Origin of the sequence: Nostoc sp. CENA543 (genome assembly GCF_002896875.1) — a bacterium.
Lineage (GTDB): Bacteria > Cyanobacteriota > Cyanobacteriia > Cyanobacteriales > Nostocaceae > Trichormus.
In genome coordinates, this window is the sequence record NZ_CP023279.1 from 1 (window position 1) to 18,864 (window position 18,864).

Annotated in this window: 28 protein-coding genes and 22 tRNA genes; 11 read left to right on the forward strand and 39 right to left on the reverse strand. The window is 43.4% G+C overall.

The genetic code is table 11. The features are described from left to right. Positions 1 to 34: 34 nt before the first annotated feature. From CLI64_RS29480 to CLI64_RS29490, 3 genes are read left to right on the forward strand one after another with little or no spacing between them, the layout of a single operon-like run. Positions 35 to 400 (forward strand): VOC family protein, encoded by a 366-nt coding sequence (locus CLI64_RS29480; RefSeq protein ID WP_103140928.1) that lies wholly within the window; start codon positions 35 to 37, stop codon positions 398 to 400. A 41-nt stretch (positions 401 to 441) separates the two neighbouring features. Continuing rightward, on the forward strand, positions 442 to 1,086 hold the full coding sequence (locus CLI64_RS29485; protein WP_017655427.1) for an AAA family ATPase: 645 nt from the start codon (positions 442 to 444) through the stop codon (positions 1,084 to 1,086). Further along, a complete protein-coding gene (locus CLI64_RS29490) occupies positions 1,083 to 1,478 on the forward strand; it encodes a CopG family transcriptional regulator (RefSeq protein WP_103140929.1) in 396 nt (131 codons plus the stop codon). Before CLI64_RS29485 ends, CLI64_RS29490 begins: the two co-directional genes overlap by 4 nt. Before the next feature lie 24 nt (positions 1,479 to 1,502). On the opposite strand, the gene CLI64_RS31065 is transcribed toward CLI64_RS29490, so the two are convergent. The 26 genes from CLI64_RS31065 to CLI64_RS29595 all read right to left on the reverse strand — a co-directional run bounded on the left by CLI64_RS31065 (position 1,503) and on the right by CLI64_RS29595 (position 5,510). Then, complete coding sequence (locus CLI64_RS31065; protein WP_157943344.1) at positions 1,503 to 1,718, reverse strand: hypothetical protein; 216 nt, start codon at positions 1,716 to 1,718, stop codon at positions 1,503 to 1,505. A 21-nt stretch (positions 1,719 to 1,739) separates the two neighbouring features. Continuing rightward, positions 1,740 to 1,822 (reverse strand) — tRNA-Ser (locus tag CLI64_RS31070). A gap of 7 nt (positions 1,823 to 1,829) precedes the next feature. Then, positions 1,830 to 1,903: transfer RNA gene (locus tag CLI64_RS31075), tRNA-His, on the reverse strand. Between the two features lie 6 nt (positions 1,904 to 1,909). Continuing rightward, positions 1,910 to 1,984, reverse strand: a tRNA-Ala gene (locus CLI64_RS29500). Positions 1,985 to 1,987: 3 nt separating this feature from the next. Further along, positions 1,988 to 2,062: transfer RNA gene (locus tag CLI64_RS29505), tRNA-Arg, on the reverse strand. A 6-nt stretch (positions 2,063 to 2,068) separates the two neighbouring features. Further along, positions 2,069 to 2,144 (reverse strand) — tRNA-Val (locus CLI64_RS29510). Between the two features lie 5 nt (positions 2,145 to 2,149). After that, positions 2,150 to 2,220 (reverse strand) — tRNA-Gly (locus CLI64_RS29515). 23 nt (positions 2,221 to 2,243) lie between these two features. Beyond that, positions 2,244 to 2,334: transfer RNA gene (locus tag CLI64_RS31080), tRNA-Gly, on the reverse strand. Between the two features lie 88 nt (positions 2,335 to 2,422). Next, positions 2,423 to 2,496, reverse strand: a tRNA-Leu gene (locus CLI64_RS29520). A 6-nt stretch (positions 2,497 to 2,502) separates the two neighbouring features. Next, positions 2,503 to 2,576, reverse strand: a tRNA-Pro gene (locus tag CLI64_RS29525). Between the two features lie 4 nt (positions 2,577 to 2,580). Then, positions 2,581 to 2,655 (reverse strand) — tRNA-Leu (locus CLI64_RS29530). A gap of 5 nt (positions 2,656 to 2,660) precedes the next feature. Continuing rightward, a tRNA-Gln gene (locus CLI64_RS29535) sits at positions 2,661 to 2,734 on the reverse strand. Between the two features lie 8 nt (positions 2,735 to 2,742). Beyond that, a tRNA-Gln gene (locus CLI64_RS31085) sits at positions 2,743 to 2,818 on the reverse strand. 5 nt (positions 2,819 to 2,823) lie between these two features. Further along, a tRNA-Asn gene (locus tag CLI64_RS29540) sits at positions 2,824 to 2,899 on the reverse strand. Between the two features lie 9 nt (positions 2,900 to 2,908). Beyond that, positions 2,909 to 2,982 (reverse strand) — tRNA-Phe (locus CLI64_RS29545). A 6-nt stretch (positions 2,983 to 2,988) separates the two neighbouring features. Then, positions 2,989 to 3,062 (reverse strand) — tRNA-Arg (locus CLI64_RS29550). A gap of 92 nt (positions 3,063 to 3,154) precedes the next feature. Continuing rightward, a tRNA-Tyr gene (locus CLI64_RS29555) sits at positions 3,155 to 3,238 on the reverse strand. Positions 3,239 to 3,244: 6 nt separating this feature from the next. Beyond that, a tRNA-Glu gene (locus tag CLI64_RS29560) sits at positions 3,245 to 3,318 on the reverse strand. Positions 3,319 to 3,352: 34 nt separating this feature from the next. Further along, positions 3,353 to 3,420, reverse strand: a tRNA-Lys gene (locus CLI64_RS29565). Between the two features lie 25 nt (positions 3,421 to 3,445). Next, a tRNA-Trp gene (locus tag CLI64_RS29570) sits at positions 3,446 to 3,517 on the reverse strand. 3 nt (positions 3,518 to 3,520) lie between these two features. After that, positions 3,521 to 3,595, reverse strand: a tRNA-Ile gene (locus CLI64_RS29575). Between the two features lie 5 nt (positions 3,596 to 3,600). After that, a tRNA-Cys gene (locus CLI64_RS29580) sits at positions 3,601 to 3,676 on the reverse strand. Between the two features lie 11 nt (positions 3,677 to 3,687). Then, positions 3,688 to 3,763: transfer RNA gene (locus CLI64_RS29585), tRNA-Asp, on the reverse strand. Positions 3,764 to 3,964: 201 nt separating this feature from the next. After that, positions 3,965 to 4,501, reverse strand: coding sequence for an HNH endonuclease (locus tag CLI64_RS29590; protein WP_103140931.1), 537 nt, complete (start codon positions 4,499 to 4,501; stop codon positions 3,965 to 3,967). A 78-nt stretch (positions 4,502 to 4,579) separates the two neighbouring features. Continuing rightward, complete coding sequence (locus CLI64_RS31090; protein ID WP_157943345.1) at positions 4,580 to 4,801, reverse strand: hypothetical protein; 222 nt, start codon at positions 4,799 to 4,801, stop codon at positions 4,580 to 4,582. A 130-nt stretch (positions 4,802 to 4,931) separates the two neighbouring features. Continuing rightward, positions 4,932 to 5,510, reverse strand: a complete 579-nt coding sequence (locus CLI64_RS29595; protein ID WP_103140932.1) for a hypothetical protein — start codon at positions 5,508 to 5,510, stop codon at positions 4,932 to 4,934. A gap of 196 nt (positions 5,511 to 5,706) precedes the next feature. On the opposite strand from CLI64_RS29595, the gene CLI64_RS29600 reads away from it, so the two are divergent. After that, a complete protein-coding gene (locus CLI64_RS29600; RefSeq protein WP_103140933.1) occupies positions 5,707 to 6,201 on the forward strand; it encodes a DUF4365 domain-containing protein in 495 nt (164 codons plus the stop codon). Then, positions 6,198 to 6,740: a hypothetical protein gene (locus CLI64_RS29605; protein ID WP_103140934.1), complete on the forward strand. Its 543-nt coding sequence runs from the start codon at positions 6,198 to 6,200 to the stop codon at positions 6,738 to 6,740. The genes CLI64_RS29600 and CLI64_RS29605 overlap by 4 nt, the downstream gene beginning before the upstream one ends. A gap of 14 nt (positions 6,741 to 6,754) precedes the next feature. Here the strand turns inward: CLI64_RS29605 and CLI64_RS29610 are convergent, their stop codons facing one another. Further along, positions 6,755 to 7,747 carry a tyrosine-type recombinase/integrase gene (locus CLI64_RS29610; protein ID WP_103140935.1) on the reverse strand — a complete coding sequence of 331 codons (993 nt, stop codon included), beginning with the start codon at positions 7,745 to 7,747 and terminating at the stop codon, positions 6,755 to 6,757. A 365-nt stretch (positions 7,748 to 8,112) separates the two neighbouring features. Here CLI64_RS29610 and CLI64_RS29615 point away from each other — a divergent pair, with 365 nt between their 5' ends. The 3 genes from CLI64_RS29615 (at position 8,113) to CLI64_RS29625 (ending at position 9,935) form a co-directional block, all read left to right on the forward strand. Beyond that, positions 8,113 to 8,313 carry a hypothetical protein gene (locus CLI64_RS29615; RefSeq protein ID WP_225977640.1) on the forward strand — a complete coding sequence of 67 codons (201 nt, stop codon included), beginning with the start codon at positions 8,113 to 8,115 and terminating at the stop codon, positions 8,311 to 8,313. Positions 8,314 to 8,848: 535 nt separating this feature from the next. After that, positions 8,849 to 9,025, forward strand: a complete 177-nt coding sequence (locus tag CLI64_RS29620) for a hypothetical protein (protein WP_308418393.1) — start codon at positions 8,849 to 8,851, stop codon at positions 9,023 to 9,025. Positions 9,026 to 9,311: 286 nt separating this feature from the next. Beyond that, positions 9,312 to 9,935, forward strand: a complete 624-nt coding sequence (locus CLI64_RS29625; RefSeq protein ID WP_103140936.1) for an HMA2 domain-containing protein — start codon at positions 9,312 to 9,314, stop codon at positions 9,933 to 9,935. Positions 9,936 to 10,157: 222 nt separating this feature from the next. Here CLI64_RS29625 and CLI64_RS29630 read toward each other — a convergent pair whose 3' ends face one another. The 4 genes from CLI64_RS29630 to CLI64_RS29645 all read right to left on the reverse strand — a co-directional run bounded on the left by CLI64_RS29630 (position 10,158) and on the right by CLI64_RS29645 (position 11,654). Next, entirely contained in the window at positions 10,158 to 10,409 is a 252-nt protein-coding gene (locus CLI64_RS29630; RefSeq protein WP_225977641.1) for a DUF1816 domain-containing protein, read from the reverse strand. A gap of 103 nt (positions 10,410 to 10,512) precedes the next feature. Beyond that, a complete protein-coding gene (locus tag CLI64_RS29635) occupies positions 10,513 to 10,959 on the reverse strand; it encodes a hypothetical protein (protein ID WP_103140937.1) in 447 nt (148 codons plus the stop codon). Positions 10,960 to 11,049: 90 nt separating this feature from the next. After that, on the reverse strand, positions 11,050 to 11,244 hold the full coding sequence (locus tag CLI64_RS29640) for a DUF2795 domain-containing protein (RefSeq protein ID WP_103140938.1): 195 nt from the start codon (positions 11,242 to 11,244) through the stop codon (positions 11,050 to 11,052). Between the two features lie 167 nt (positions 11,245 to 11,411). Next, the gene (locus tag CLI64_RS29645) at positions 11,412 to 11,654 is read right to left on the reverse strand and encodes a hypothetical protein (protein WP_103140939.1); all 243 of its coding nucleotides are present in this window, start codon (positions 11,652 to 11,654) and stop codon (positions 11,412 to 11,414) included. Between the two features lie 31 nt (positions 11,655 to 11,685). On the opposite strand from CLI64_RS29645, the gene CLI64_RS29650 reads away from it, so the two are divergent. Both CLI64_RS29650 and CLI64_RS29655 read left to right on the forward strand, forming a co-directional pair. After that, positions 11,686 to 12,063 carry a response regulator gene (locus tag CLI64_RS29650; RefSeq protein WP_103140940.1) on the forward strand — a complete coding sequence of 126 codons (378 nt, stop codon included), beginning with the start codon at positions 11,686 to 11,688 and terminating at the stop codon, positions 12,061 to 12,063. Positions 12,064 to 12,342: 279 nt separating this feature from the next. Further along, positions 12,343 to 12,645 (forward strand): hypothetical protein, encoded by a 303-nt coding sequence (locus tag CLI64_RS29655; RefSeq protein ID WP_103140941.1) that lies wholly within the window; start codon positions 12,343 to 12,345, stop codon positions 12,643 to 12,645. A 376-nt stretch (positions 12,646 to 13,021) separates the two neighbouring features. Here CLI64_RS29655 and CLI64_RS31805 read toward each other — a convergent pair whose 3' ends face one another. Genes CLI64_RS31805 through CLI64_RS29695 form a run of 8 tightly spaced genes read right to left on the reverse strand, consistent with a single transcriptional unit; the run spans position 13,022 to position 18,371 of the window. Then, complete coding sequence (locus tag CLI64_RS31805) at positions 13,022 to 14,812, reverse strand: ATP-binding protein (RefSeq protein ID WP_103140942.1); 1,791 nt, start codon at positions 14,810 to 14,812, stop codon at positions 13,022 to 13,024. Further along, complete coding sequence (locus CLI64_RS29665; protein WP_103140943.1) at positions 14,809 to 15,375, reverse strand: hypothetical protein; 567 nt, start codon at positions 15,373 to 15,375, stop codon at positions 14,809 to 14,811. The genes CLI64_RS31805 and CLI64_RS29665 overlap by 4 nt, the downstream gene beginning before the upstream one ends. A 57-nt stretch (positions 15,376 to 15,432) precedes the next feature. Further along, complete coding sequence (locus CLI64_RS29670; protein ID WP_103140944.1) at positions 15,433 to 16,038, reverse strand: hypothetical protein; 606 nt, start codon at positions 16,036 to 16,038, stop codon at positions 15,433 to 15,435. Then, positions 16,038 to 16,553, reverse strand: a complete 516-nt coding sequence (locus CLI64_RS29675) for a hypothetical protein (RefSeq protein ID WP_225977642.1) — start codon at positions 16,551 to 16,553, stop codon at positions 16,038 to 16,040. Before CLI64_RS29675 ends, CLI64_RS29670 begins: the two co-directional genes overlap by 1 nt. Further along, positions 16,516 to 16,713 carry a hypothetical protein gene (locus CLI64_RS29680; RefSeq protein ID WP_103140945.1) on the reverse strand — a complete coding sequence of 66 codons (198 nt, stop codon included), beginning with the start codon at positions 16,711 to 16,713 and terminating at the stop codon, positions 16,516 to 16,518. Before CLI64_RS29680 ends, CLI64_RS29675 begins: the two co-directional genes overlap by 38 nt. Before the next feature lie 11 nt (positions 16,714 to 16,724). Next, positions 16,725 to 16,991, reverse strand: a complete 267-nt coding sequence (locus CLI64_RS29685; RefSeq protein WP_103140946.1) for a hypothetical protein — start codon at positions 16,989 to 16,991, stop codon at positions 16,725 to 16,727. After that, positions 16,988 to 17,251 carry a hypothetical protein gene (locus CLI64_RS29690; RefSeq protein ID WP_225977643.1) on the reverse strand — a complete coding sequence of 88 codons (264 nt, stop codon included), beginning with the start codon at positions 17,249 to 17,251 and terminating at the stop codon, positions 16,988 to 16,990. Before CLI64_RS29690 ends, CLI64_RS29685 begins: the two co-directional genes overlap by 4 nt. 4 nt (positions 17,252 to 17,255) lie before the next feature. After that, positions 17,256 to 18,371: a ParM/StbA family protein gene (locus CLI64_RS29695; RefSeq protein ID WP_103140948.1), complete on the reverse strand. Its 1,116-nt coding sequence runs from the start codon at positions 18,369 to 18,371 to the stop codon at positions 17,256 to 17,258. A 253-nt stretch (positions 18,372 to 18,624) separates the two neighbouring features. On the opposite strand from CLI64_RS29695, the gene CLI64_RS29700 reads away from it, so the two are divergent. Then, positions 18,625 to 18,819, forward strand: coding sequence for a plasmid partition protein ParG (locus CLI64_RS29700; protein ID WP_103140949.1), 195 nt, complete (start codon positions 18,625 to 18,627; stop codon positions 18,817 to 18,819). Positions 18,820 to 18,864 lie beyond the last annotated feature (45 nt).

The following is an 18,864-nucleotide window of genomic DNA, read 5'->3' on the forward strand; positions in this document are numbered from 1 at the left end:
CTTAATGCAGTAATGCAGTGATGCAGTAAAATTAATGTCTCACCCTGAGTTAAGTCTGATAGTTTTAAGAACTGGTGATGTTCTGAGTACATTATTTTTTTACAGAGCTTTGGGACTGAGGTTTGAGCAAGAGTGTCACGGTCAGGGGTTGATTCATTATGCTTGTACGTTAGGCACAAGTACAATCGAAATTTATCCAGGAACCGAGGGATCTGCACCCCAACCCGTACAAGGTGGTGCAACTATGCTTATTTTTCGGGTAGCCTCCATTGATCATGTACTTACTCAACTTCAAGAAATTAGCGATACTGTATTACCTACTATCCATTCCAGTCGGTGGGGTCGTCGGGTGGTGCTAACTGATCCTGACGGTCGGAAGGTCGAGCTTACAGAACTATGATATTTTTTTCATTAATGCAGTAATGCAGTAATTAAGTAAGTATGTCAGTAATTGCGTTTATCAATCAAAAAGGTGGTTGTTCCAAGTCAACATCTGCTGTACACATCAGCTGTTGGTTATCTCGCAAGGGGCACAAAGTTCACTTGCTAGATGCCGATGCCCAGCGTAGTAGTTCCATTTGGCTCCAGTCGATGGAAGGTGGCGAGATTCCTACTACTGTACTGCAATCACCCGATGAACTCTTAGAGCAAATCCCAGAATTAGCGCAAAAGTGTGATTATCTGATTGTGGATGGGCCAGCTGGTTTATCTGAAGCTAGCAGGGCGATATTATTCAGGACTGACCTAGCTGTGGTTCCCTGTCAGCCCACAGGTCTAGACCTACAATCTGCTAGTGATGCTGTTCGCCTGATTAAACAAGCTCAGTCAGTGCGTGGTGGTGCGCCCAAAGCAGCAATATTTGTTAGCCGTGCTGTCAAAGGGACAAAATTACTCGATGAAGCGATCGCACTGTTATCTAAAACAAAAGAGGTAACGGTGCTGAAAACGGTGATTCACCAAAAACAAGCGATCGCTGACACCTTTGGTCAAGCTGCAACCATTTGGGATTTATCAGGCCGTCCAGCAGCAGAATCAGGGCGGGAATATGAGCGACTATTTAAAGAAATTTTGGGGATGCTCAAATGACTAAAAAACGAAAGTCCCTGGATGATGCCCTGGCGCGTGAGTTTGTTTATGGTGAGTCAGCTACAAAGGAAACTCTCCCACCGCAAGTGAACGCGAACCTGGAAGATGAGAAGGATGAGGAGCCAGCACCAGAACAACCAACAACTCAAAACCAAACTCAGCCAGAAGCGCAAACCCAGCCTACACCTACACCTACACCTCAAGCAACCAAGCCTAGTATTATGTCCCAACTCCAGCCAGCCACTCCCAAGGAACCAACAATTAGACTAACTGTGGATTTAACTGAGTCGATGCACCGTAAGCTGTCTGTATTGGCGGCGAAGACAGGTAGGAAAAAGGTTGAAATTGTGCGGTTTCTGCTGGATGAAGCACTGAAAGAAGTTGAAGAGTAATGCAGTAATGCAGTATTGCAGTATTTATGAGGCGATGCGTGTAATACTGCGATCGCCTTTTCTAATGCTTGAAAGAGCTTGTGGTACTGGTGCATTTGTGTTGGGTGCGCTGCGATCAAGTCTTCTGGATGAACTACCACAAATGAAGGCGATGGCTCCACCCGCCGTAGGCATCGCAGAAATAATCCACCAGGGAGGTACTGCCCCTCCTATGACTGTGTTATCAGCACAGCGCCTCACTTTTCGGCTTCTGGTGGAAGGCGGAAGATGGAAGAATCGAACTCCCAGGTATTACCCTGCTCTAGTTTTCAAGACTAGTTGCCCTCCCTTGAGCAGCATCTTCCATTTAGGGGTGTCTGGCGGGACTTGAACCCGTTATGACTGGTTCCACAAACCAGCGCCGCGACCGCTTTGGCTTCAGACACCATCAGTGGAGCCAAGGGGATTTGAACCCCTAACCTCCTGTGTGCAAGACAGGCGCTCTAGCCAGTTAGAGCTATGACCCCATGTGGCAGGAGTGAAGGGACTCGAACCCCTACAAATCGATTTAGAAGATCGATGCCCATCCATTAGGCGACACTCCCATCAATTGGTAGCCCTGACAGGAATTGAAAGAGCGACTTCCTCTTTGTAAGAGAGGCACTCTCCCCACTGAGTTACAGGGCTATGAAAGCGGACGACGAGAGTTGAACTCGCATTTGGAGCTTGGCATACTCCGGTGTTGCCTTTACACCACATCCGCATTGAAGAACCTATAAGGTTCAGAGCGATCAACGAGACTCGTAGCTTGCTTCCCGCAGGGTACTCGTGTCTCCTGGTTGGAAGCCAAGGGTGTTTACCACTACACCATGATCGCGTTAGTTAAGCTGGTGACAGGAGTAGAAAGAGCAACAATTCCGTCCCTCAAACGGAAGCGTTTACTAATTTCGCCACGGGAGTATCAGTACCCTTGGTGGGAGTCGAACCCACAAAATCTGGTTTCTAAGACCAGCACGTTTGCCAGTTTCGTCACAAGGGCAAATGATCGGAATAGTAGGATTTGAACCTACAACCTTCAGCTCCCAAAGCTGCCGCGCTACCAAGTTGCGCCACATCCCGTTAGTACTCCCGGTGGGATTTGAACCCACACATAGACTGTTTTTGAGACAGCCGCCTCTTCCAATTGGGCTACAGGAGTATAGGCTGGGAAGGAAGGAATCGAACCCTCAAACTTCGCATTCAAAGTGCGACGGCTTTGCCTATTTGCCTACTTCCCATTGAAATTTGGATGCAGGAGTTGGGGTTGAACCAACCTCTCCTTGATTCAGAGTCAAGGCGACTTGCCAATCGTCCATCCTGCAATAAATGGCTGCCCCAGTAGGACTTGAACCTACAAACCTCGCGGTTAACAGCCGCTTGCTCTGCCATTGAGCTATGGGGCAATGTGCCAGTCCCCCAGGTCAGAATCGAACTGACGACCTTCTGTTCTTCAGACAGACGCTACTACCAACTGAGCTACCAGGGGATAAGGCGAGAACGGAAGGACTTGAACCTTCACTCTTCAGTTTCGTAGACTGATGTGTTATCCAGTTACACCACGTTCTCATAAGGCGGAGAGCAGTGGACTCGAACCACAGATGCAATCCCATCTGTTTAGCAAACAGCGCCGATCGCCTGATCGATTTACTCTCCATTTTTGGTAGGCCGGGCTGGAATTGAACCAGCAACGCGAACGCGGCTGTTTTACAGACAGTTACCCACGCCAATAGGTGAGCCGACCCATAAGGCAGTGCTGACGGGAGTTGAACCCGCATTCTCCTGCTTGAAAGACAGGTGGCTTTACCAATTTGCCTACAGCACCATGTATGCTATGTAAGTTGAAAAAGCTGTTGATTCATAAACAGGAATCGAACCTGCATAGACTGTTTAAGAGACAGTTGCCTTACCATTAGGCGAGTATGTAAGCTTTTTCGGTTAGGACACGGCAACGCACAGACTAGGACTTGAACCCAGAACAACAGTTTTGGAGACTGTAGTGTTGCCAATTACACCATCTGTGCATTTGGTCGCAGTGGTGGGATTTGAACCTACATTGACCAAGTTATGAGCTTGGGGCTTTGCCATTAAGCTACACTGCAATATTTGGAGTCCAGGGGGGGATTTCAACCCACGATTGTCGGTGTTGCAAGCCGATGCCTTAAACACTTGGCGACCTGGACGCAATGCTACACGGGGATGATGGGATTTGAACCCACGGTCTTTCGCTCGACAGGCGACTGCTTTAAACCAGACTAAGCTACACCCCCACGTTGGGTGGCAATCTATGAAGTTTTCATGGTTCAGAAGTGTTTGCTCTCTGCCTTTTGGAGGGGCTGTAGTGCTTCACTACATTTATACTACATAATGTAATACAAAGTGTCAAGGGCGTACTACAAACTTTTTTGAGAACTGAGAGGGCAAGGGTTGCTTAATGGCTGTATTGCCCTCTGTGATTGGGTTTGAGTAAATTACTCAGTTTCACTCAGGCGTTGTGCGCTCCAGAACTGTTCAGCAAATGCAACTGCTGGGTGAATTGGGGCTTTGGGCTTGGTGTGCAGTACCATTCCTGCTTCATGTGGCAGGCGATCGCTCTTGGTTGAGTTGCATTTTTCACACGCTGTTACAACGTTGTCCCAGGTATGCTGTCCACCTTTGGAGCGGGGTATTACATGGTCAAGGGTGAGATGCTTGGTGCTACCGCAGTATTGGCAGGTGTGGTTGTCTCGCCTCAAAACTTCACGACGGTTTACAGGCGGTACTTTCCAATGCCGTTCGGGATTGCCAACTCTCAAGCGGATGTGTTCTGGCACTTGTAGTACAATACTGGGCGATCGCACTTCCCACTGCTTTGTAGTACCAAAATTCAATGATTCTGCCTGACCTGTGACTAATAGCACGATTGCTCGTTTGATGTTGATGCGTGCTAGTGGTAGGTAATTCTTAGAGAACACCACCACTGAGTTTTGTAATATGTGTGGTTGCTGAAAAGGTGGTTGAGCTTCCATAATTTGATTTACTCCTTAAAAAATAACCCCCGCCTCTGGTGAAAAGAAGCGGGGGTCAGCTAGTTAATACTTTTTGCCTTATTTTGGTGCTATGAGACACTTGCACCTCCCGCTTTGGATAAGTTGATCTAGATTCAGCCATTCGGCAATTGCTTCCAAAACGTCTACACTTGTGGATTTATCGCCGCAGCTAAAGCGATATGTACCCTCAAACGCAAACAGCACGATGGCTCTGCCTAAACCCTGGCTGGGTCGGCAATGTATCGCGCTACTAATGGTTAAGGACAATCTGCGGCTCATTGAAGGCTTGTAGTATTTGTAATTAAGGTTATTTTCAATAATACAGTTGTAACATAGGTTTGTCTAGCACCTGTTTTGGAGGATGAAGGGGCGATCGCAGTTAACCCACTGATTCGCTTTCGATTGGAGTTTACTTGATGGGATGGTAAAGCCCGTCATCCTGATAGCGCCACGCTGTACTGCTTGGATCTCGATTGCGGCTCCAGCTTTCAAATTCAAATTGACTTTTATTTTTTTGCTCACGCGCCAGGGTTGCTGTATCTACTCCCAACCTTTTAGCTAAATTCTCTGCTAGGAATGGCTGAAGTTCTAGCGATTGAGGAACTTGGCTGTTGTAAGCATAACCTTGTCTTCTGGCTGGACTTTTGTAGCGCTGCCCTGCATTAAGTGCGCCCTCTAATTGTGCTAGCTTGGTTGCCATCGCTTCTAGCTTTTGTTCTAAGCTGCTTAAGCGGTGGGAGTGTTGCCCTAATTGATTTTCCACACTGCTTTCTATACCACTGGTAAGACGGTTTAATTCTGCTTCTAGTTGATGCAGACGGGTTTCTACATCAGTTTCCATACCATTTACTTCACCCAGGACGTAACGTAGACCCTGAATCACCAAATCTGTGGCGGTGGTGTTGCGTTCTTTAGCTGTGGCTCTAAGTGCCTCAACCAAAGGCTTGGGCAGTTTGAAGTTGATTGACTCCCGTTCAACTTTTGCCATTTCTACACTTGGTTATACACGTCCAGTGTAGACAGTTTACCGCTTTGTGGTGACTTTTCCCCCAGAACTGGGAGATCGCTGCTGGGTGCAGTTTGCTCTAATTAATCGTAACTAGGAATAATTACGGCTAATTTAGGTAAATTTATCAATAGTATGTGCTGTTTTTTTCTATGAAACATTCCCTGATGATAATTTAATGGACATCAATCAACAAAAAGAACAATTTAGCATTACCTATGTTAGAGCCATCGCCGCCGTTGCAGGTTATTCTTTATATAGACCAGAAGTTGATAACGACAGCGTAGATTTAGGCATAGTTAGCAGAGGTGGCACAGGTAAAATCCTTTCTCCTAGACTAGAACTACAACTAAAATGTACAGCCAGAGAGATTCTTGAGGAAAACTATATTAAATATCCCCTCAATCTCAAAAATTATAATGATTTAAAAATCAATGCTCTTGTCCCTCGAATCTTAGTAGTTGTTTTAGTTCCCGAAAAAATAACAGATTGGATAAAACAAACAGAAGAAGAACTATGCCTTCGATATTGTGCTTACTGGATATCCTTGCGCGGGATGCCAGACACCGAAAACACAACCAATGTTACTATTGAAATACCCCGTAGTAATCAGTTGACACCTGATGCACTCCAAGCCATCATTCAACGTATTAGTTTTGGAGGATTGCCATGAAAGTTACTATTAAAGACAGTCAAATCCTCAAAACCGTTAACCCTGAAGTGATACAGGCACACTTGCAAGCAACAGGCTGGCACGAGACAGGACGTATTTATAATGATGCTGGTTCAATTTGGCGACTAAAAAAAGATGCGGCTCCTGAATATGAAATTTTGCTACCTCTCCAACATAATTTAGGAGATTATGCCGAAAGAATCAGCGATATATTGAAAATATTATCGACAGTAGAAAATCGTGACCAAGTTGATATTTTAAGCGAATTTATTACGAACTATCCCAACTTCACGGTTCTTGGTGTAGTCATGCAAATTGCTACTCCTTCTCTTGATAAATTGAGTGGAGAAATTACTTTACTTGGGTCAATTTTTGAGAAATTACAAGAAATAAAAACCGAACTAACTGACCATGATTATATCTTAGCTATTAAAGCTTATCAGGAACGTTTACGGATTCACTGCACAGGTGATTTAGTCAAAGTTGACAATCATTTTCTTCTGAGAAATCCTCGAAAATTTCAAATTGACAATATCTAAATTCTTAAGTCTTACTAAATCAATTCTGATATTGAATCACTCATCTGCTTTTGCAAACGCTGGCGGTTATCATCATATTTCAGTACCGTCTGCACTTGGGCGTGTCTGCTGAATCGCTGCGTTGCCCGGTAGTTACCATTATTCAGATCCAAAACTGTAGTAATCGCACTGTGGCGGACACGATGGGGCGACATCTTCTTAGTAATTCCGGCTTGCTTACATAACCCATCCACCAATCGCCTAATTGCCTCTCCAGTTAATCTCGCGCCATTTTTGTGATATGCCAGCACTGTAAAAAGCGGGTCACTGCCACGTTTTTTCTTAGAAGCTTTAATCCAACCGGCGATCGCCGATGTGGTTTTGTCCGATAAGTCAAGAATATCCTTCTGGCTACCCTTGCCCTTACCCAAAATCATGAGCGTTTTATCCTTGGGGTTAAAATCACTCACATTTAAGTTGACTATTTCATTGCGGCGCAAGCCATTATCCCAAAGTAACCGCAGAATGGCATAATCGCGCTTGCCCTTTTGGGTGTTCTGGTCAACCAACGCAATGACTTTAGCGTAATCAGTAGCGGCAATACCTGTAGTGTCCCGGTAGGTTTCGACCCTTTCACCTTTGACATCATCCAAGGAGAAATTGCAGACACCCAGCCGTCGCCCCATCTCCACCATCGACTTGATAGCACTAAGACGACGATTCACCGTAGCTTCAGCCAGCTTTCTCTTAATTAGGTGCGCTTTGTACTTGAGAACCACAGCAACGGCGTGACGCTGTTCCAGGTGAAGGAACTCTAACACTAAATCCCGGCTGGGTTCTTTTTTGGCGACGAATAAGAAGAAATCTTTCAGGTCTTTCTGGTATTCGCGCTTAGTATTGAGCGATCGCTTATCCCCAATCAGCTGCCCAATCACATCAGGGTCATTCTCTAAAGAAAAGTCTTCACCGATCGCCAAGGAGAGCGAATTTTCTAGAACACTCAAGTTCTCTGGGTGAATGGGTGTCATTGTTGTTTTGTCCAGGGCGCGCGGGTTAATATTCGATCTACATCTTAATTGTTTATTGTATTTATTACGCTAAGTAGTGTGAAAAGCTATATTGTCGCACTATGTCTGTGATAGGCAAGGGAAGGGGTTTGGGGAATATTTGTCAATCATCTGACAATAATTTCGGACGTAGAGGAGAAATTTAAGGCGTTGGAAGTGTAAGGATTGACGAGCAAGTGCGTAATTTGACGGTAAACGAACCCGGTGTTTCTCATGCCGTCTCTTCCCCTGGGTGAGCTTTGGTTTGGGACTACAATAGCGATATCAATCTAGATATCACCATGCCCACACAAAAAAAACAAAGCAAAAAACCGCCGCCCAGCGAGATGCTCCGCGTTCCTGTGGCCTTAAAAGAGGCTGTACGGGAATTATCTCGATTGCACAGGCAAGGGCGCACCTACGAGGTGCTGCAAGGCATCCAAGATTTAGTAAGCTCCCTTGATAGCAGTGCTGATATCGATAGCAATGCTTCAATACAACAGTTGTCGCAACGGGTGGCTGAACTAGAATCGCGCTGGGAGGGGTAGATATAGCGTCGCTGACACTGGGGGCAAACTAAACTGTATAGTTTAATAATGACGCGTCTGATTTAGTCAAGCTCGTCTATAAACTCCTGCTGTGCATAGGTTTCAGACTTTTCAGTAAAAATCACGCAAGAGTTCAAATCTTGGGTGTGTATAGCTACAAAAGCACAAGTATTTATTAACTTTATTTACAATTCTTCTAGCTAAAAACTAGAGTCTTTTTGAAGTTAAAGTCCCTAAAACCCTTGTGGTTATAGATTTGTAGCTTATAACATAACCCTTCTACCCCAAAGTATTATCTATTCTTTGGGGTAGAAAACAGGCAAAAAATGATCCTGACATTGCCACTATCTCCCACTGGCGATCGCCCCATCATGTCAAAAGCTTGAAACTCTTGCAGGACAAGACTTTATAAAAAATCTCACCTCTAAACACTAGCAGTTTTTTAAACTACACGGTTTAGTTTGCCCCCAGTGTCAGCAACGCTATATCTACCCCAAGTAGCCAAATTAGTAGAAAAAACAGACTGATTTTACCTTTGGCTATTGATAAATGGCTAGAAGTTACCTTAGCCTACCCTGGCGTACAACTATTAAATTTATCCCTGCCGATAGTAATTGATTCAACTCAATTGAATGGCTTCCATAGCGACCCGTTTGACCAACTTATTGTGGCTACAGCAAGATTTTATAATTGTCCTTTGTTAACTATCTAACTCAGCATATCTATATTTTCTAAATAAAAGTATTAGTATTTATGTTTAATGCTGAGTTAGATCGCCATCATTACCTGTCCCTAGTAAGATGATAGCAACGGGTGAATTGATTAATATAAATAGGTAAAAACTAATTAGAATTTTGTGCATTAGATGTGACTTGCAACAGTATCTAAGGTTGTTGATTATTTAGCGAAAGCTGGTGTTACTTGTGTAATAATTGCTAAAGGATTGATGCAGGTTTTAGGCGACAAAATTCATTCTGATTTAACTGAAATCTAAGAACATGACTTCTAAAAAACTGCCTCATTCTGGCCAGAATGCTACTAGCAATTTGCATAAACAACAGCATCAGAAAAATACTAAAAACTCAGTTAATCAAACAGATGCAACGCCAAAGATATCATATACTGTTGCCCATGCAATTCCAGGGCGTATACGTTTTCGGATTCCTCGCCTTGGTGGAGATTCTGAGTATGCTAATAAACTTCAGCAACTAATAGCATCAGATTCTAGGATTAAAGATGTCCGTATTAATCCTAGTGCAGCATCCATTGTGATCAATTATCAACGAGGGAATGTTGCTGATGGCAAAATGCGATCACATTTAATTCATCTCATCCAAAATGCACCCAATATAGCTTTACCTGCTAAAACCACAACAAAGCCAATCGTGGGAGCTATTTTTGATGCTGTGATCAATTTCATCGATAGTACACGTAACATTAACCAAGCGCGACAAGCTAGTAGCTATCAACAGCCTAAAAAAGACATTTGGGAACGGGTACTAGGGGGTGCAAAAACCTTCATCAAGGGCATAAAATTAGCTATGATGTTTATTTTACCCAGCAAGCGATCACCATCGCCAATTAGAGATCGCCAACTGCGCTTACAGCCATCGCCACTATAGATGAAATTGAAACTCTACAAATCTGTCAAGATGGTAGCACTATTGTCCTCAAGGGTTCTGTGCCAAGCCAGTACATCCTAAATTCTCTCAAAGATGTAGCCACCAAAGTAGATGACACCAAGAGAGTGGACACTACCCAGGTGACAATCACCGCCAAAGCTTAGGCGGTGTGCGTTGAGCTAATCAGGGGTTGAATGCCTTACCGTCGCTATTGTTAGTTACTTAGCTCACTTGTTCATCAAAAATCGTCAATACATCAGGACGGCAGCGTTTAACAACGACTTTTATGCCTAAAGCCCCCTCGCTTGAGAGGTCATCAACGTATCCGGGACTAGCAGCTTTCGCTTCCACAAAAGTTTGAAAAGGCCCAAAATAGTAGATGCAGTGAGGGTATTGGGTGGTAATTTCTGCCCAGTAATCACTCTTGAGTCCTGGGATTAATCCTAAGAGGAAAAATTTAATTCTATTCAACACAAAGAAAAAAGTGAGAAGAAATAGTTGTTATTAAACAGCATGGCTACCACAGTGACAGCTATCCTCTACCAAAAGCATGAGGATATATCAAGTTAAATCGCCTCTACATAGCCAAGTAACAAGAAGCCTCAAAGATTGGCAGGGGTAGTACGGCACTAGGAGGAAAAGCCCAGAAACGTCCTTCATGCACAAATAAATCTGTCCATCCACGCAACTTACACCAGTCGGCACAAGTTACTAAAGTATTACTATCAATTAGCTTTTTTAGGCGTTCTAGACCGTACTTGATTTTTATTTGTGCCAGGAATGGTACGTTGACTAATTCTTCACTATGACTAGCCCGGAGTTCCAGTGATTGCTGCCAGCGTTTGCTTGCTTGAAAACTAGCATCTTGATAAGTCGTTTCTTCTTGTTCGTAAACGGTTTTTAGCCTGACCAACTCGGTGGCAAGAACAGTACGGCTTAATAGTCGGCAACTAGATGGATCACTATCTTGTTCTAGCCATCGCTGAATAATATCAAGGAGTATTTCATGTAGTTCGTCTGTCATGGGTCGTGTCTAACAGGAATAAGCAATTGAAGAAGAAGAATCACCGTACCCATCAGCATTTTTGTCGATTAAATTAGCCTTTTCAAGTAGTTACTCACTTGTGTCTAGAGAATGGCTGATATCATCAAGTGTTGCATACTCTTTTGCAGGCAACTGCTTCAAGGCTCGGAGAATTTTCTCATCAATACCTTTTTCTTCAGCATACTTAATCAAATCGTATTTGCTGAGTGGGTAGTTAACATTAGTTAAATTTTTTTCAAGTTGGATTTGATTGACTTTAATCATAATTAGTTGGGGAAATTATCAGATTTCACTTTGGCTAGTAAAGTCATGAACTGTATTAATAAGTGAGCAGCACTATGGTAGCTAAGAATTTGTAATTAGAGGGAAGAAATTTCCTGATTTGATATGACTTGAGGGCTGACAAGCCCAGATTTACTTATAATTACCACCTATCTGTTAAGAAATCGCTCTCTTCTCCAAAAGGGAACAGATTCTTCCTTGCGCTTCAGGAAGTAAATTCTCACAGGTAAATTGTCATTACTCCACCCTGCTTCAATCTCTTCTGCATCAATGAGGGTTTGTAAGGCTTGATCCAGGATGCTGTAACTACAATCAGACAGATCCTTTAATTCTCCAGCAGTTTTTTCTCCATAACGTAGATGTTCTAAGATGATTCGGTTGATATTATCCATAACTAATTCCTGAAAAATTCTGGTTCAATTTATGTCTTCAACCGCCGAGCCTAATCAAGTGAGCAAAAATATTTTGGTGTGCGATGATAACCCTGACAATACTGAATTAATCCACCTGATACTAGAACAAGAAGGTTATAGTATCAATGTCGCACATCATGGGAGAGAGGCAATTAATCAAATTAGAAGTAATTCTTATGATTTATTGATTTTAAATGTAATAATGCCCGATATGAATGGACATGATGTGATTCGCTACATTCGAGAAGATTTACAGTTGAATATTCCTGTTTTGTTCCTCACTGGATTCACCGAAGGATTATCTACAGATGAAAATGTAGTAGGAATTATTCTCAAGCCTATTGATTATGATATATTTGTGCAGCAAGTCAAGTCAGTTTTGTCATAAAATTTAGCCTGGAGCTAAATGTGTTTCAAGTCTGGTAATGGGGTGTAAAAGTTTTGCTCAGTTAGCTTTTAGTATTGGCAAAAATATTTGTGGTCAAAATTCATAACTCTACCATCAGGCAGAGTTGAAAATATCTTTATACAGACAAAAATATTTTCAGAAAAATCTGCACTATATCTCATAGTAGAAGTGGTGCTACGAGCCAAGGCAAGTATCTTAGAGTCAGAGTTATTTTACATAGCTGTTATTGATAACAACATCTGCTGAGATCCAAGTTTTATGAAATTTCTAGTATTTATCAGAACTGAATTCGGAGAAAGGCTCTGGAAAGGAGAAGCCAACTCACTTCAGAAAGCAGAAGAACAAGCCATCGCATCCATTGATGCAGACAACAAAATAATCAGTGATACATCTCTACGCTGCAATTGGCACTGGCAAAATAATTTAGAATGTGGCGATACTGAGCATTGCAACATTTGCGGTAATCCTGTCTACTGGGATGGCGAAGAGTATTATTGCTCTTATTGCGCTCAGCAGTTGCGGCAGTCCGAGGATTCAGGAGAACTCTACCCACACTCCTAAATCTGTCTAGACACTTGATAGACTAAGGCTAATGTCCGGCTAGACTGGATATCTAAGAGCGTAAATGTTTCTCATTCACCGAGGAATAATCGCTCGGTGCATTAGTCGGGAAAACGGTTTTCTTATCTCAAGAACATTGTTCAACAATTACAATTTTCAGCATAATTGTGTTAATTCTCTAATAATAAATGGCTATTTATTGGGGATTTATTATTGGTGTCTAGCGGACACGGATCAGACACGCTTGTGTCTAGGCTGGTGTCTGCTGGTGTCTAGGCTATATAAGGCTTTCAGGCTTCGGTGTCTGTGGTGTCTGGTGTCCAATGTCCGCAAAAAAAGGGGCGTTTTGGGGGCAGACACCAGACACCCTTTGCAGTCAAATTTGATTGAGCTTGATAACACCCTCGCCTATCCAGTCTGCTAAATCAGCACCCACAATTTCATACATCCAGCCCTTGATTTGCTCCACAGTGAATCTTTCACCGTTGACTTTAAAGTTACTTTTAAACTCTCTTACATCAGCCTCTACTCGTTCAGTTCTGGTGAGATATTCATATAACTTTTGCGCCTGGGGTGATAGTTTTTTATGTGGATTTTGGGTTTCACCTGCCTGCTCACCAATATTGATTTCTAGTTCATAAATGCGTTCCAATGTCGCTTTATCTATGGGTGGATTCGCGTAAAATTCTGCTGGCACATTCTCACTAAAATCAGAGATTTTTGCAGTCATTGTGGGCAGTTCAACTAATATCCATTCGTTGGAACTATCGAGTTTGACCTTAGCTTTACCCGTAGATTTGGGCTGTAGTGTAACTGGATCTACCTGTGCCAAACATTCAACTTGGAGCATTTTAGAAACGAGATTATGTAAGCCTTTAATTCCAAATAAACAAGTCTGGGTATTGTTGTGAGCAACCACAGTTAAAGGCATCTCTTGCTTGCGACTCTTAGTCAGTGCCAGCTTCCCAAATTTTGATAGTAATTCTTCATCCTTAATAAAGTCGCCGTAGGTGGTTGCTTCCTCACAAATTAGGGCTGTTGCTTTGCCCTCGCTCCAAAGTTTCTGCCGCCATTGCTCTTCACTTAAGGATGAATTGTTAAAGGTTTTTAACCGTTGTTCCAATTCCTCAACGTAATCGCGGATTTGTTGTTCGATATCCTCCCAAGAGTGATAACTTTCAACCCCTCGCCATTCTGCTTTATTACTGTCAGGGTCAAGGACAATCACCCTGTAGCCTGCCTGTTTTTTCTGTTTGACGACGTAACGAGCTAGCCAAGACTTCCCGCCGCCCTGGTTGCCCCAAATTAAAGCAGTTTGTTTGATGAGGTTTTGCACCCATGCGGTGTTGCTGTTGGGTGGGATAACTGGCTGCTGTACTTGTTCGGTTACAGTTCCAGGTGTGCCATGTGGTAGCTGTGCGGTTGGTTGAAGCTGTGGCTCGAATTTAGAAAAACTTGCCCCACCATCTAGTAAATGCCCAAAGTCAAAATAATCATCAGCTGACATCGCCATGAGTAGGGCTATCTGCTGCTGTGGGGTAATGCTGGCGATAAACTGTTGTCTGGCCTCAGCAATTTTGATACCACGCAAGTATTTCAGTAGTTCGTTACCAGAAAGGTCTAACAATTGCTCACCAAGTTTTACACTGTAAGACGCTTTTACGCCTTCAAATTGTTTAGTAGCGCGGTAGTGGGGTCTAATGTCGCTGAGATAGTCTTTGGCTCTATTCGTCAAAAACAAACCGATTCCCCCCAACACCATCGCCCCTATCCCAAAGTGAATCTTAAACGGGTTATCGGCTGGCAGTGAGCGAAATACGTACAGGCTTTCATGCTGGAGAAATGCCCACTCGTTATAGTTGGGGTTGCTGGTGCGGTACTGGTTAGCCTTTAAATATGGTTCGGGAATTTGCGATCTCTGTTCGTACCTACAATACTTATTACCTAAAAGTAAACGCTCTGTGTCTCCCTCTGCTTCTAGCGGTGCATCGTGTATCCTGGCTGATTTTGGGTAAAAACATATTTCTTTTTTGGCTATGCCATCCCCTAAATGTCCTACTACAACACAAATCACCGCGCCTACTACCGATGCCATCATCAGCAGATTTAGACGCAGTGGCAAACTATAACGACGCTGGTTAAGTTCTGATGGTTTTACGTCTTTCATTTTTTACGCCAGTAGAAAGATATGAGAACAGAAATAACTGCGGCTAACCCAAGAAATAACCCGTAATTAGTTTCCTTTGGTTTCTTGATGCCCTCATAGGCTTTTACCTGTTCAGTTACGGTATAAAAACTGTTACGGGCTATTGTGTCCATGTCTTGGGCATCACCTGTTAACTTCCATGAACTAGCTGCCAGGGTGGCAGAGCGAATTACACCAATGCCAAATTTCTGGCGATCGCTGATTTGGGGAATGATGCTGTTGTGAAATCGCAAGTAGCAGAGGGTAGCCGCCAACGATGCCCCAACGGGTAAACCTGCAATGACGGCGGGGAATAGTCCAATGCTGCCAGCAAGGTAGAGATATTGGGTTGATGTGATTTGCAATCCTGCTAGAAATGCACCTTGGGCAATGCCTTGAATGATGGTGATACTGCTGTCAGTTTCAGCAATCGCCTGTTGTAAAAGTTCAGAGTCGTACTGTTCACCGTCTACAGGCTGTAAACTATCGTCTACAATCTCTGCATCAAAGTAAATTGGTGTTTGTTTTTGATTGTTGGTCAACATAGGAACACCTTTGGGAAGAAATTAACCCAGGTGCTAGACCTGGGCTTTGATTTAGATTTAGTCAATCAACCGTCTGAAGAAACCTTTCACAGAGCGCATAGCGTTAGAACCGTGTCTGTGAATATCTTTTAGGGTTTCTTTGGCTCGGTCTGTGGGTGAAAGTCCTTGATGCTTGTCCTTGACCTGTTGCCAAAGTTGAGATTGTGCCTTGGTTGCATCAATCTCAATGGTTCTGAGCGTGGCACGGTGCGATTCACCCAATAAGTTAAGTGTCCGCCCATGTCGAAACTGTTCTTGGGCCAGTTGGTTATCAGATGCAATCACTTTTTGCTGTAGACCATAGCCTAAACGTGCGTCGCTAACTCTCACCTGTGACCAACCATCAGCCATTTTGTTGATGCTAGTACCGGCGGCGGTGAGAAACTGGGTTTCTTCTGCCATGACTGTTTCAGTTGCTTTTAACCCTTGGCTGAGATTACCAAATACGGCTTTGGCGTTTTGGGCGCGTTGGGTTTGTTGGATGCGGAAGTCTGCGACCTCGGCGGCGGCTGTCTCATTGCCGTCAAGGGCTTGAAATATGGTTTCTTGGCTGATGCCACTTAGGGAATGTAAGGCAGCATAGGTGATAGGTGCATCCAGTTTAAGTTTTACTGTCCGGTTCATTACTCCCACGCTCCTAGTTCTTCTAGTCTTGTGAAGATGTTGCCAGCTTTGTCTCTAGTTGCGTCATCAGTGATATCGTTTAGTGCTGTCGAATCACCTTCCCCAAGTCTCCAAATCGTTTCGTCTGGTAGTTCTCCCCCAAAATTCCCTAAAAACTGTCCATGTGTTAGCGGGTTTGGTGTTTCGTCAATCGTTTCAAACTGGTCATAGATTCCAGATTGTAAGTATGGCAGTGCTTCTCGAATGATTTGTTGCTGTTCTGGTGTTCTGCCTAAATCTGGCTGGTATGGATCATCATTGGCCACTATCTCTGCTGCTTCTTGTGCCAATTCAGCAGGGCATCCTCTTTGAGTAAGTGTGTTTAATGCGGCGATAAATAGATTCTCGTTGTTCATCTTGCTAGAATCCGTATGTTGTACCTGTGCAACTAGAGGGCGATCGCCTTGCTTTGGTCGGCTTCCGGCGATCGCTCTCCCATCACTGAAAAAAACCTTCTCTTGATACATCCACAGCACAAGCTGTTGCTTCCCACCCAAGGGCATTGAGAAATTGGGTAACGTCGCCGATTGTGACATCTGCATCAATTTGCAGTGCTAGAAATTGGGGATGCTGTCTGATTTGGGTGAGTAATTGTTGGGCTTGTGCAATCAATTCTGGTAGTGGTTGATTACTCATAATTCACCTCATCAAAATATTGATAATTGCAGTGATTCTTGGCTGAGTACAGAACTCTTTGTGGTGACTCCTTCAACTTCATAACAACGAGTAGTTAAAGCCTTGTAATTCAGCTTTAAATCTGCTTTTTTTCGTTGTCCTGCCAGTGGTCTGAATATAAATTGTGGTGCTTGGATTGTGCCTGTTTTATAGCGATACTGGTAAAGCGTTCTGTCGATTTGGTACACTTTCGTAAACGATAACCAAGTGCTGTCATGAACTCTGCTTAAGTTGTTCATGAGGCTACCCCCTTAAATTGATTAGCCATAGAAGCTATTCCTGCTTTATTCGGTTGAATTGCTGTTGGTGTAGATGCGTGATTTTGAGTTTTTGGTAGTGTTTGTAAATTGACCCCACCCTGAAAAATCAACTTCTCTACTGCTGCTGATAGTGCCTGTGTTGGTGCATCTTGAGGAATACCAAACATTTGGCACAATTCATAAACTGCTAAGTACGAGATGCTTATACGCCGAGATTCATAGGACGTTTTATCAGCCACTTGTTTACACTCCTATTGAGTTTTCTGTTAATAATTTCAGTCCAAAGGCATTGATGAATTGGGGATTTGGTAAGACTACAAAGCCTAAGCCTGCGAGATTTTGATCCACTACTGGCAGAGCAACACCACCACCCCAAGCCACAAGGTTTTTAGCTCTATCCAGGTAATTACCAGAGGTGACAAAGTTAGCGAATTTCTCAATCCTGGTAGCCCACCAATCATCTAAACATTGGGCATATTCAGCCTGAAAATTCTGACCTGTGAGGTGATTTCCTCCGTAAGTTAAAGTTCCTTCCAAAATTCCTTTGTTCACTAAAGAAGGTGAATGTTTGACATCCTTGGATAGCAGACTTACTTTGTCGTTTCGTTTGTCTAATGCTTCTGCGATCATGGAGTGCAGTTCACCACATCCACCTTCAATCAGGTGACGGTCTATGACTGCACCATTGCCGTTAAATACGGTAATCAACCAAGTGGATGAACCGATATCAAGGGCGATGGCAATTTCTGATTCTTCTAGGGCTAGGGTTGGTTCACCGAATAAGCAATGGGCGATACTTCCAAAGCCCTCTGGATAAATACCTGTGACTACAATCTCAACTGTTTTGGTGATAATTTCTCGATTAACGGGGTGTTTGTGTTGGAAGGTGTGAGTACCTTGGACTCTGCGCTTGATTTCTCCTCCCCAGCGTTCTGGGTTGTGGTTGCTCAAGCTGATTGAAAGTTTCATACCATCTGGGACATTCAGAACTGCCAAGTCTGCAAGGATGCTTTCTAATGCCAGTTCTGCTTTTTTGGCTTTGTCCTCATGCAGTAGGGTGTGGTCAGATTGTGCGATCGCCGCAGTTCCCCAAAAAAATTGAGTGTCCTTTAAGTCTTTGCGTGAACCTTCTACATAACGCACCCAGCACCCATCTTTAGAAATGGTTTCGTGAAGTTGGTTGTTGCGGTTGCGAACTACTGAGTAAGCGGCAGGCATCATGATACAAAAATCACCATAGGTTGCCTTGCCATACCCAGCACCAGGGTCTTTACCTGCAATTAGGGCATTTATCCCAGAATTGGCAAGCAAGTTAGCCTGAACGAGCCAATTTTTGTCATTGGTGTATGTGGTTGTCATGGTTCTGATGGTTAGTAAAAGTCTTAATCTTTCTGGCTTTGGAGAATTTACAGGCTGAATCGCCTTCAATCTACACATCCAGTTTTTGGTAAGCCTAAACATCACTTTCTGGCTTCTATTGCCTTTGTTGGGTGGCTGTTTTTGGCTTACATATTTACTATAGCTCGAAAACTCCAATACTCTAATACTCGAAAATGATATTTACTTATACTTTAGCGATAATTAAGAAAATTAATTAATGAGTATTTGAGCTATGGAGGATAAGAAAAAACCAGGAAGACCATCAACCAATAAAGATGATTCTGTTTATGTCCGTGCCAGAGTGCCACGAGAAGTTCACAAATCTTTTAAACTTGCTTGCACGGAAGATGATTTAGTCATGGAAGATGTCATCAGGGATTTGATTAAAGACTGGCTTACAAAAAGAGGCAAGAAAAATTCCGCTTAGATTTTCGAGTTTTAGAGCTATATAATAAATGAGAATCCTGTTATT

Excerpts from the sequence above, each read along its gene's own strand:
- CLI64_RS29480 (WP_103140928.1), top strand. The coding sequence starts at position 35 with ATGTCTCACCCTGAGTTAAGTCTGATAGTTTTAAGAACTGGTGATGTT.
- CLI64_RS29485 (WP_017655427.1), top strand. The coding sequence starts at position 442 with ATGTCAGTAATTGCGTTTATCAATCAAAAAGGTGGTTGTTCCAAGTCA.
- CLI64_RS29490 (WP_103140929.1), top strand. The coding sequence starts at position 1,083 with ATGACTAAAAAACGAAAGTCCCTGGATGATGCCCTGGCGCGTGAGTTT.
- CLI64_RS29590 (WP_103140931.1), bottom strand. The coding sequence starts at position 4,501 with ATGGAAGCTCAACCACCTTTTCAGCAACCACACATATTACAAAACTCA.
- CLI64_RS31090 (WP_157943345.1), bottom strand. The coding sequence starts at position 4,801 with ATGAGCCGCAGATTGTCCTTAACCATTAGTAGCGCGATACATTGCCGA.
- CLI64_RS29595 (WP_103140932.1), bottom strand. The coding sequence starts at position 5,510 with ATGGCAAAAGTTGAACGGGAGTCAATCAACTTCAAACTGCCCAAGCCT.
- CLI64_RS29600 (WP_103140933.1), top strand. The coding sequence starts at position 5,707 with ATGGACATCAATCAACAAAAAGAACAATTTAGCATTACCTATGTTAGA.
- CLI64_RS29605 (WP_103140934.1), top strand. The coding sequence starts at position 6,198 with ATGAAAGTTACTATTAAAGACAGTCAAATCCTCAAAACCGTTAACCCT.
- CLI64_RS29610 (WP_103140935.1), bottom strand. The coding sequence starts at position 7,747 with ATGACACCCATTCACCCAGAGAACTTGAGTGTTCTAGAAAATTCGCTC.
- CLI64_RS29615 (WP_225977640.1), top strand. The coding sequence starts at position 8,113 with ATGCTCCGCGTTCCTGTGGCCTTAAAAGAGGCTGTACGGGAATTATCT.
- CLI64_RS29625 (WP_103140936.1), top strand. The coding sequence starts at position 9,312 with ATGACTTCTAAAAAACTGCCTCATTCTGGCCAGAATGCTACTAGCAAT.
- CLI64_RS29635 (WP_103140937.1), bottom strand. The coding sequence starts at position 10,959 with ATGACAGACGAACTACATGAAATACTCCTTGATATTATTCAGCGATGG.
- CLI64_RS29640 (WP_103140938.1), bottom strand. The coding sequence starts at position 11,244 with ATGATTAAAGTCAATCAAATCCAACTTGAAAAAAATTTAACTAATGTT.
- CLI64_RS29645 (WP_103140939.1), bottom strand. The coding sequence starts at position 11,654 with ATGGATAATATCAACCGAATCATCTTAGAACATCTACGTTATGGAGAA.
- CLI64_RS29650 (WP_103140940.1), top strand. The coding sequence starts at position 11,686 with ATGTCTTCAACCGCCGAGCCTAATCAAGTGAGCAAAAATATTTTGGTG.
- CLI64_RS29655 (WP_103140941.1), top strand. The coding sequence starts at position 12,343 with ATGAAATTTCTAGTATTTATCAGAACTGAATTCGGAGAAAGGCTCTGG.
- CLI64_RS31805 (WP_103140942.1), bottom strand. The coding sequence starts at position 14,812 with ATGAAAGACGTAAAACCATCAGAACTTAACCAGCGTCGTTATAGTTTG.
- CLI64_RS29665 (WP_103140943.1), bottom strand. The coding sequence starts at position 15,375 with ATGTTGACCAACAATCAAAAACAAACACCAATTTACTTTGATGCAGAG.
- CLI64_RS29670 (WP_103140944.1), bottom strand. The coding sequence starts at position 16,038 with ATGAACCGGACAGTAAAACTTAAACTGGATGCACCTATCACCTATGCT.
- CLI64_RS29680 (WP_103140945.1), bottom strand. The coding sequence starts at position 16,713 with ATGAGTAATCAACCACTACCAGAATTGATTGCACAAGCCCAACAATTA.
- CLI64_RS29685 (WP_103140946.1), bottom strand. The coding sequence starts at position 16,991 with ATGAACAACTTAAGCAGAGTTCATGACAGCACTTGGTTATCGTTTACG.
- CLI64_RS29695 (WP_103140948.1), bottom strand. The coding sequence starts at position 18,371 with ATGACAACCACATACACCAATGACAAAAATTGGCTCGTTCAGGCTAAC.
- CLI64_RS29700 (WP_103140949.1), top strand. The coding sequence starts at position 18,625 with ATGGAGGATAAGAAAAAACCAGGAAGACCATCAACCAATAAAGATGAT.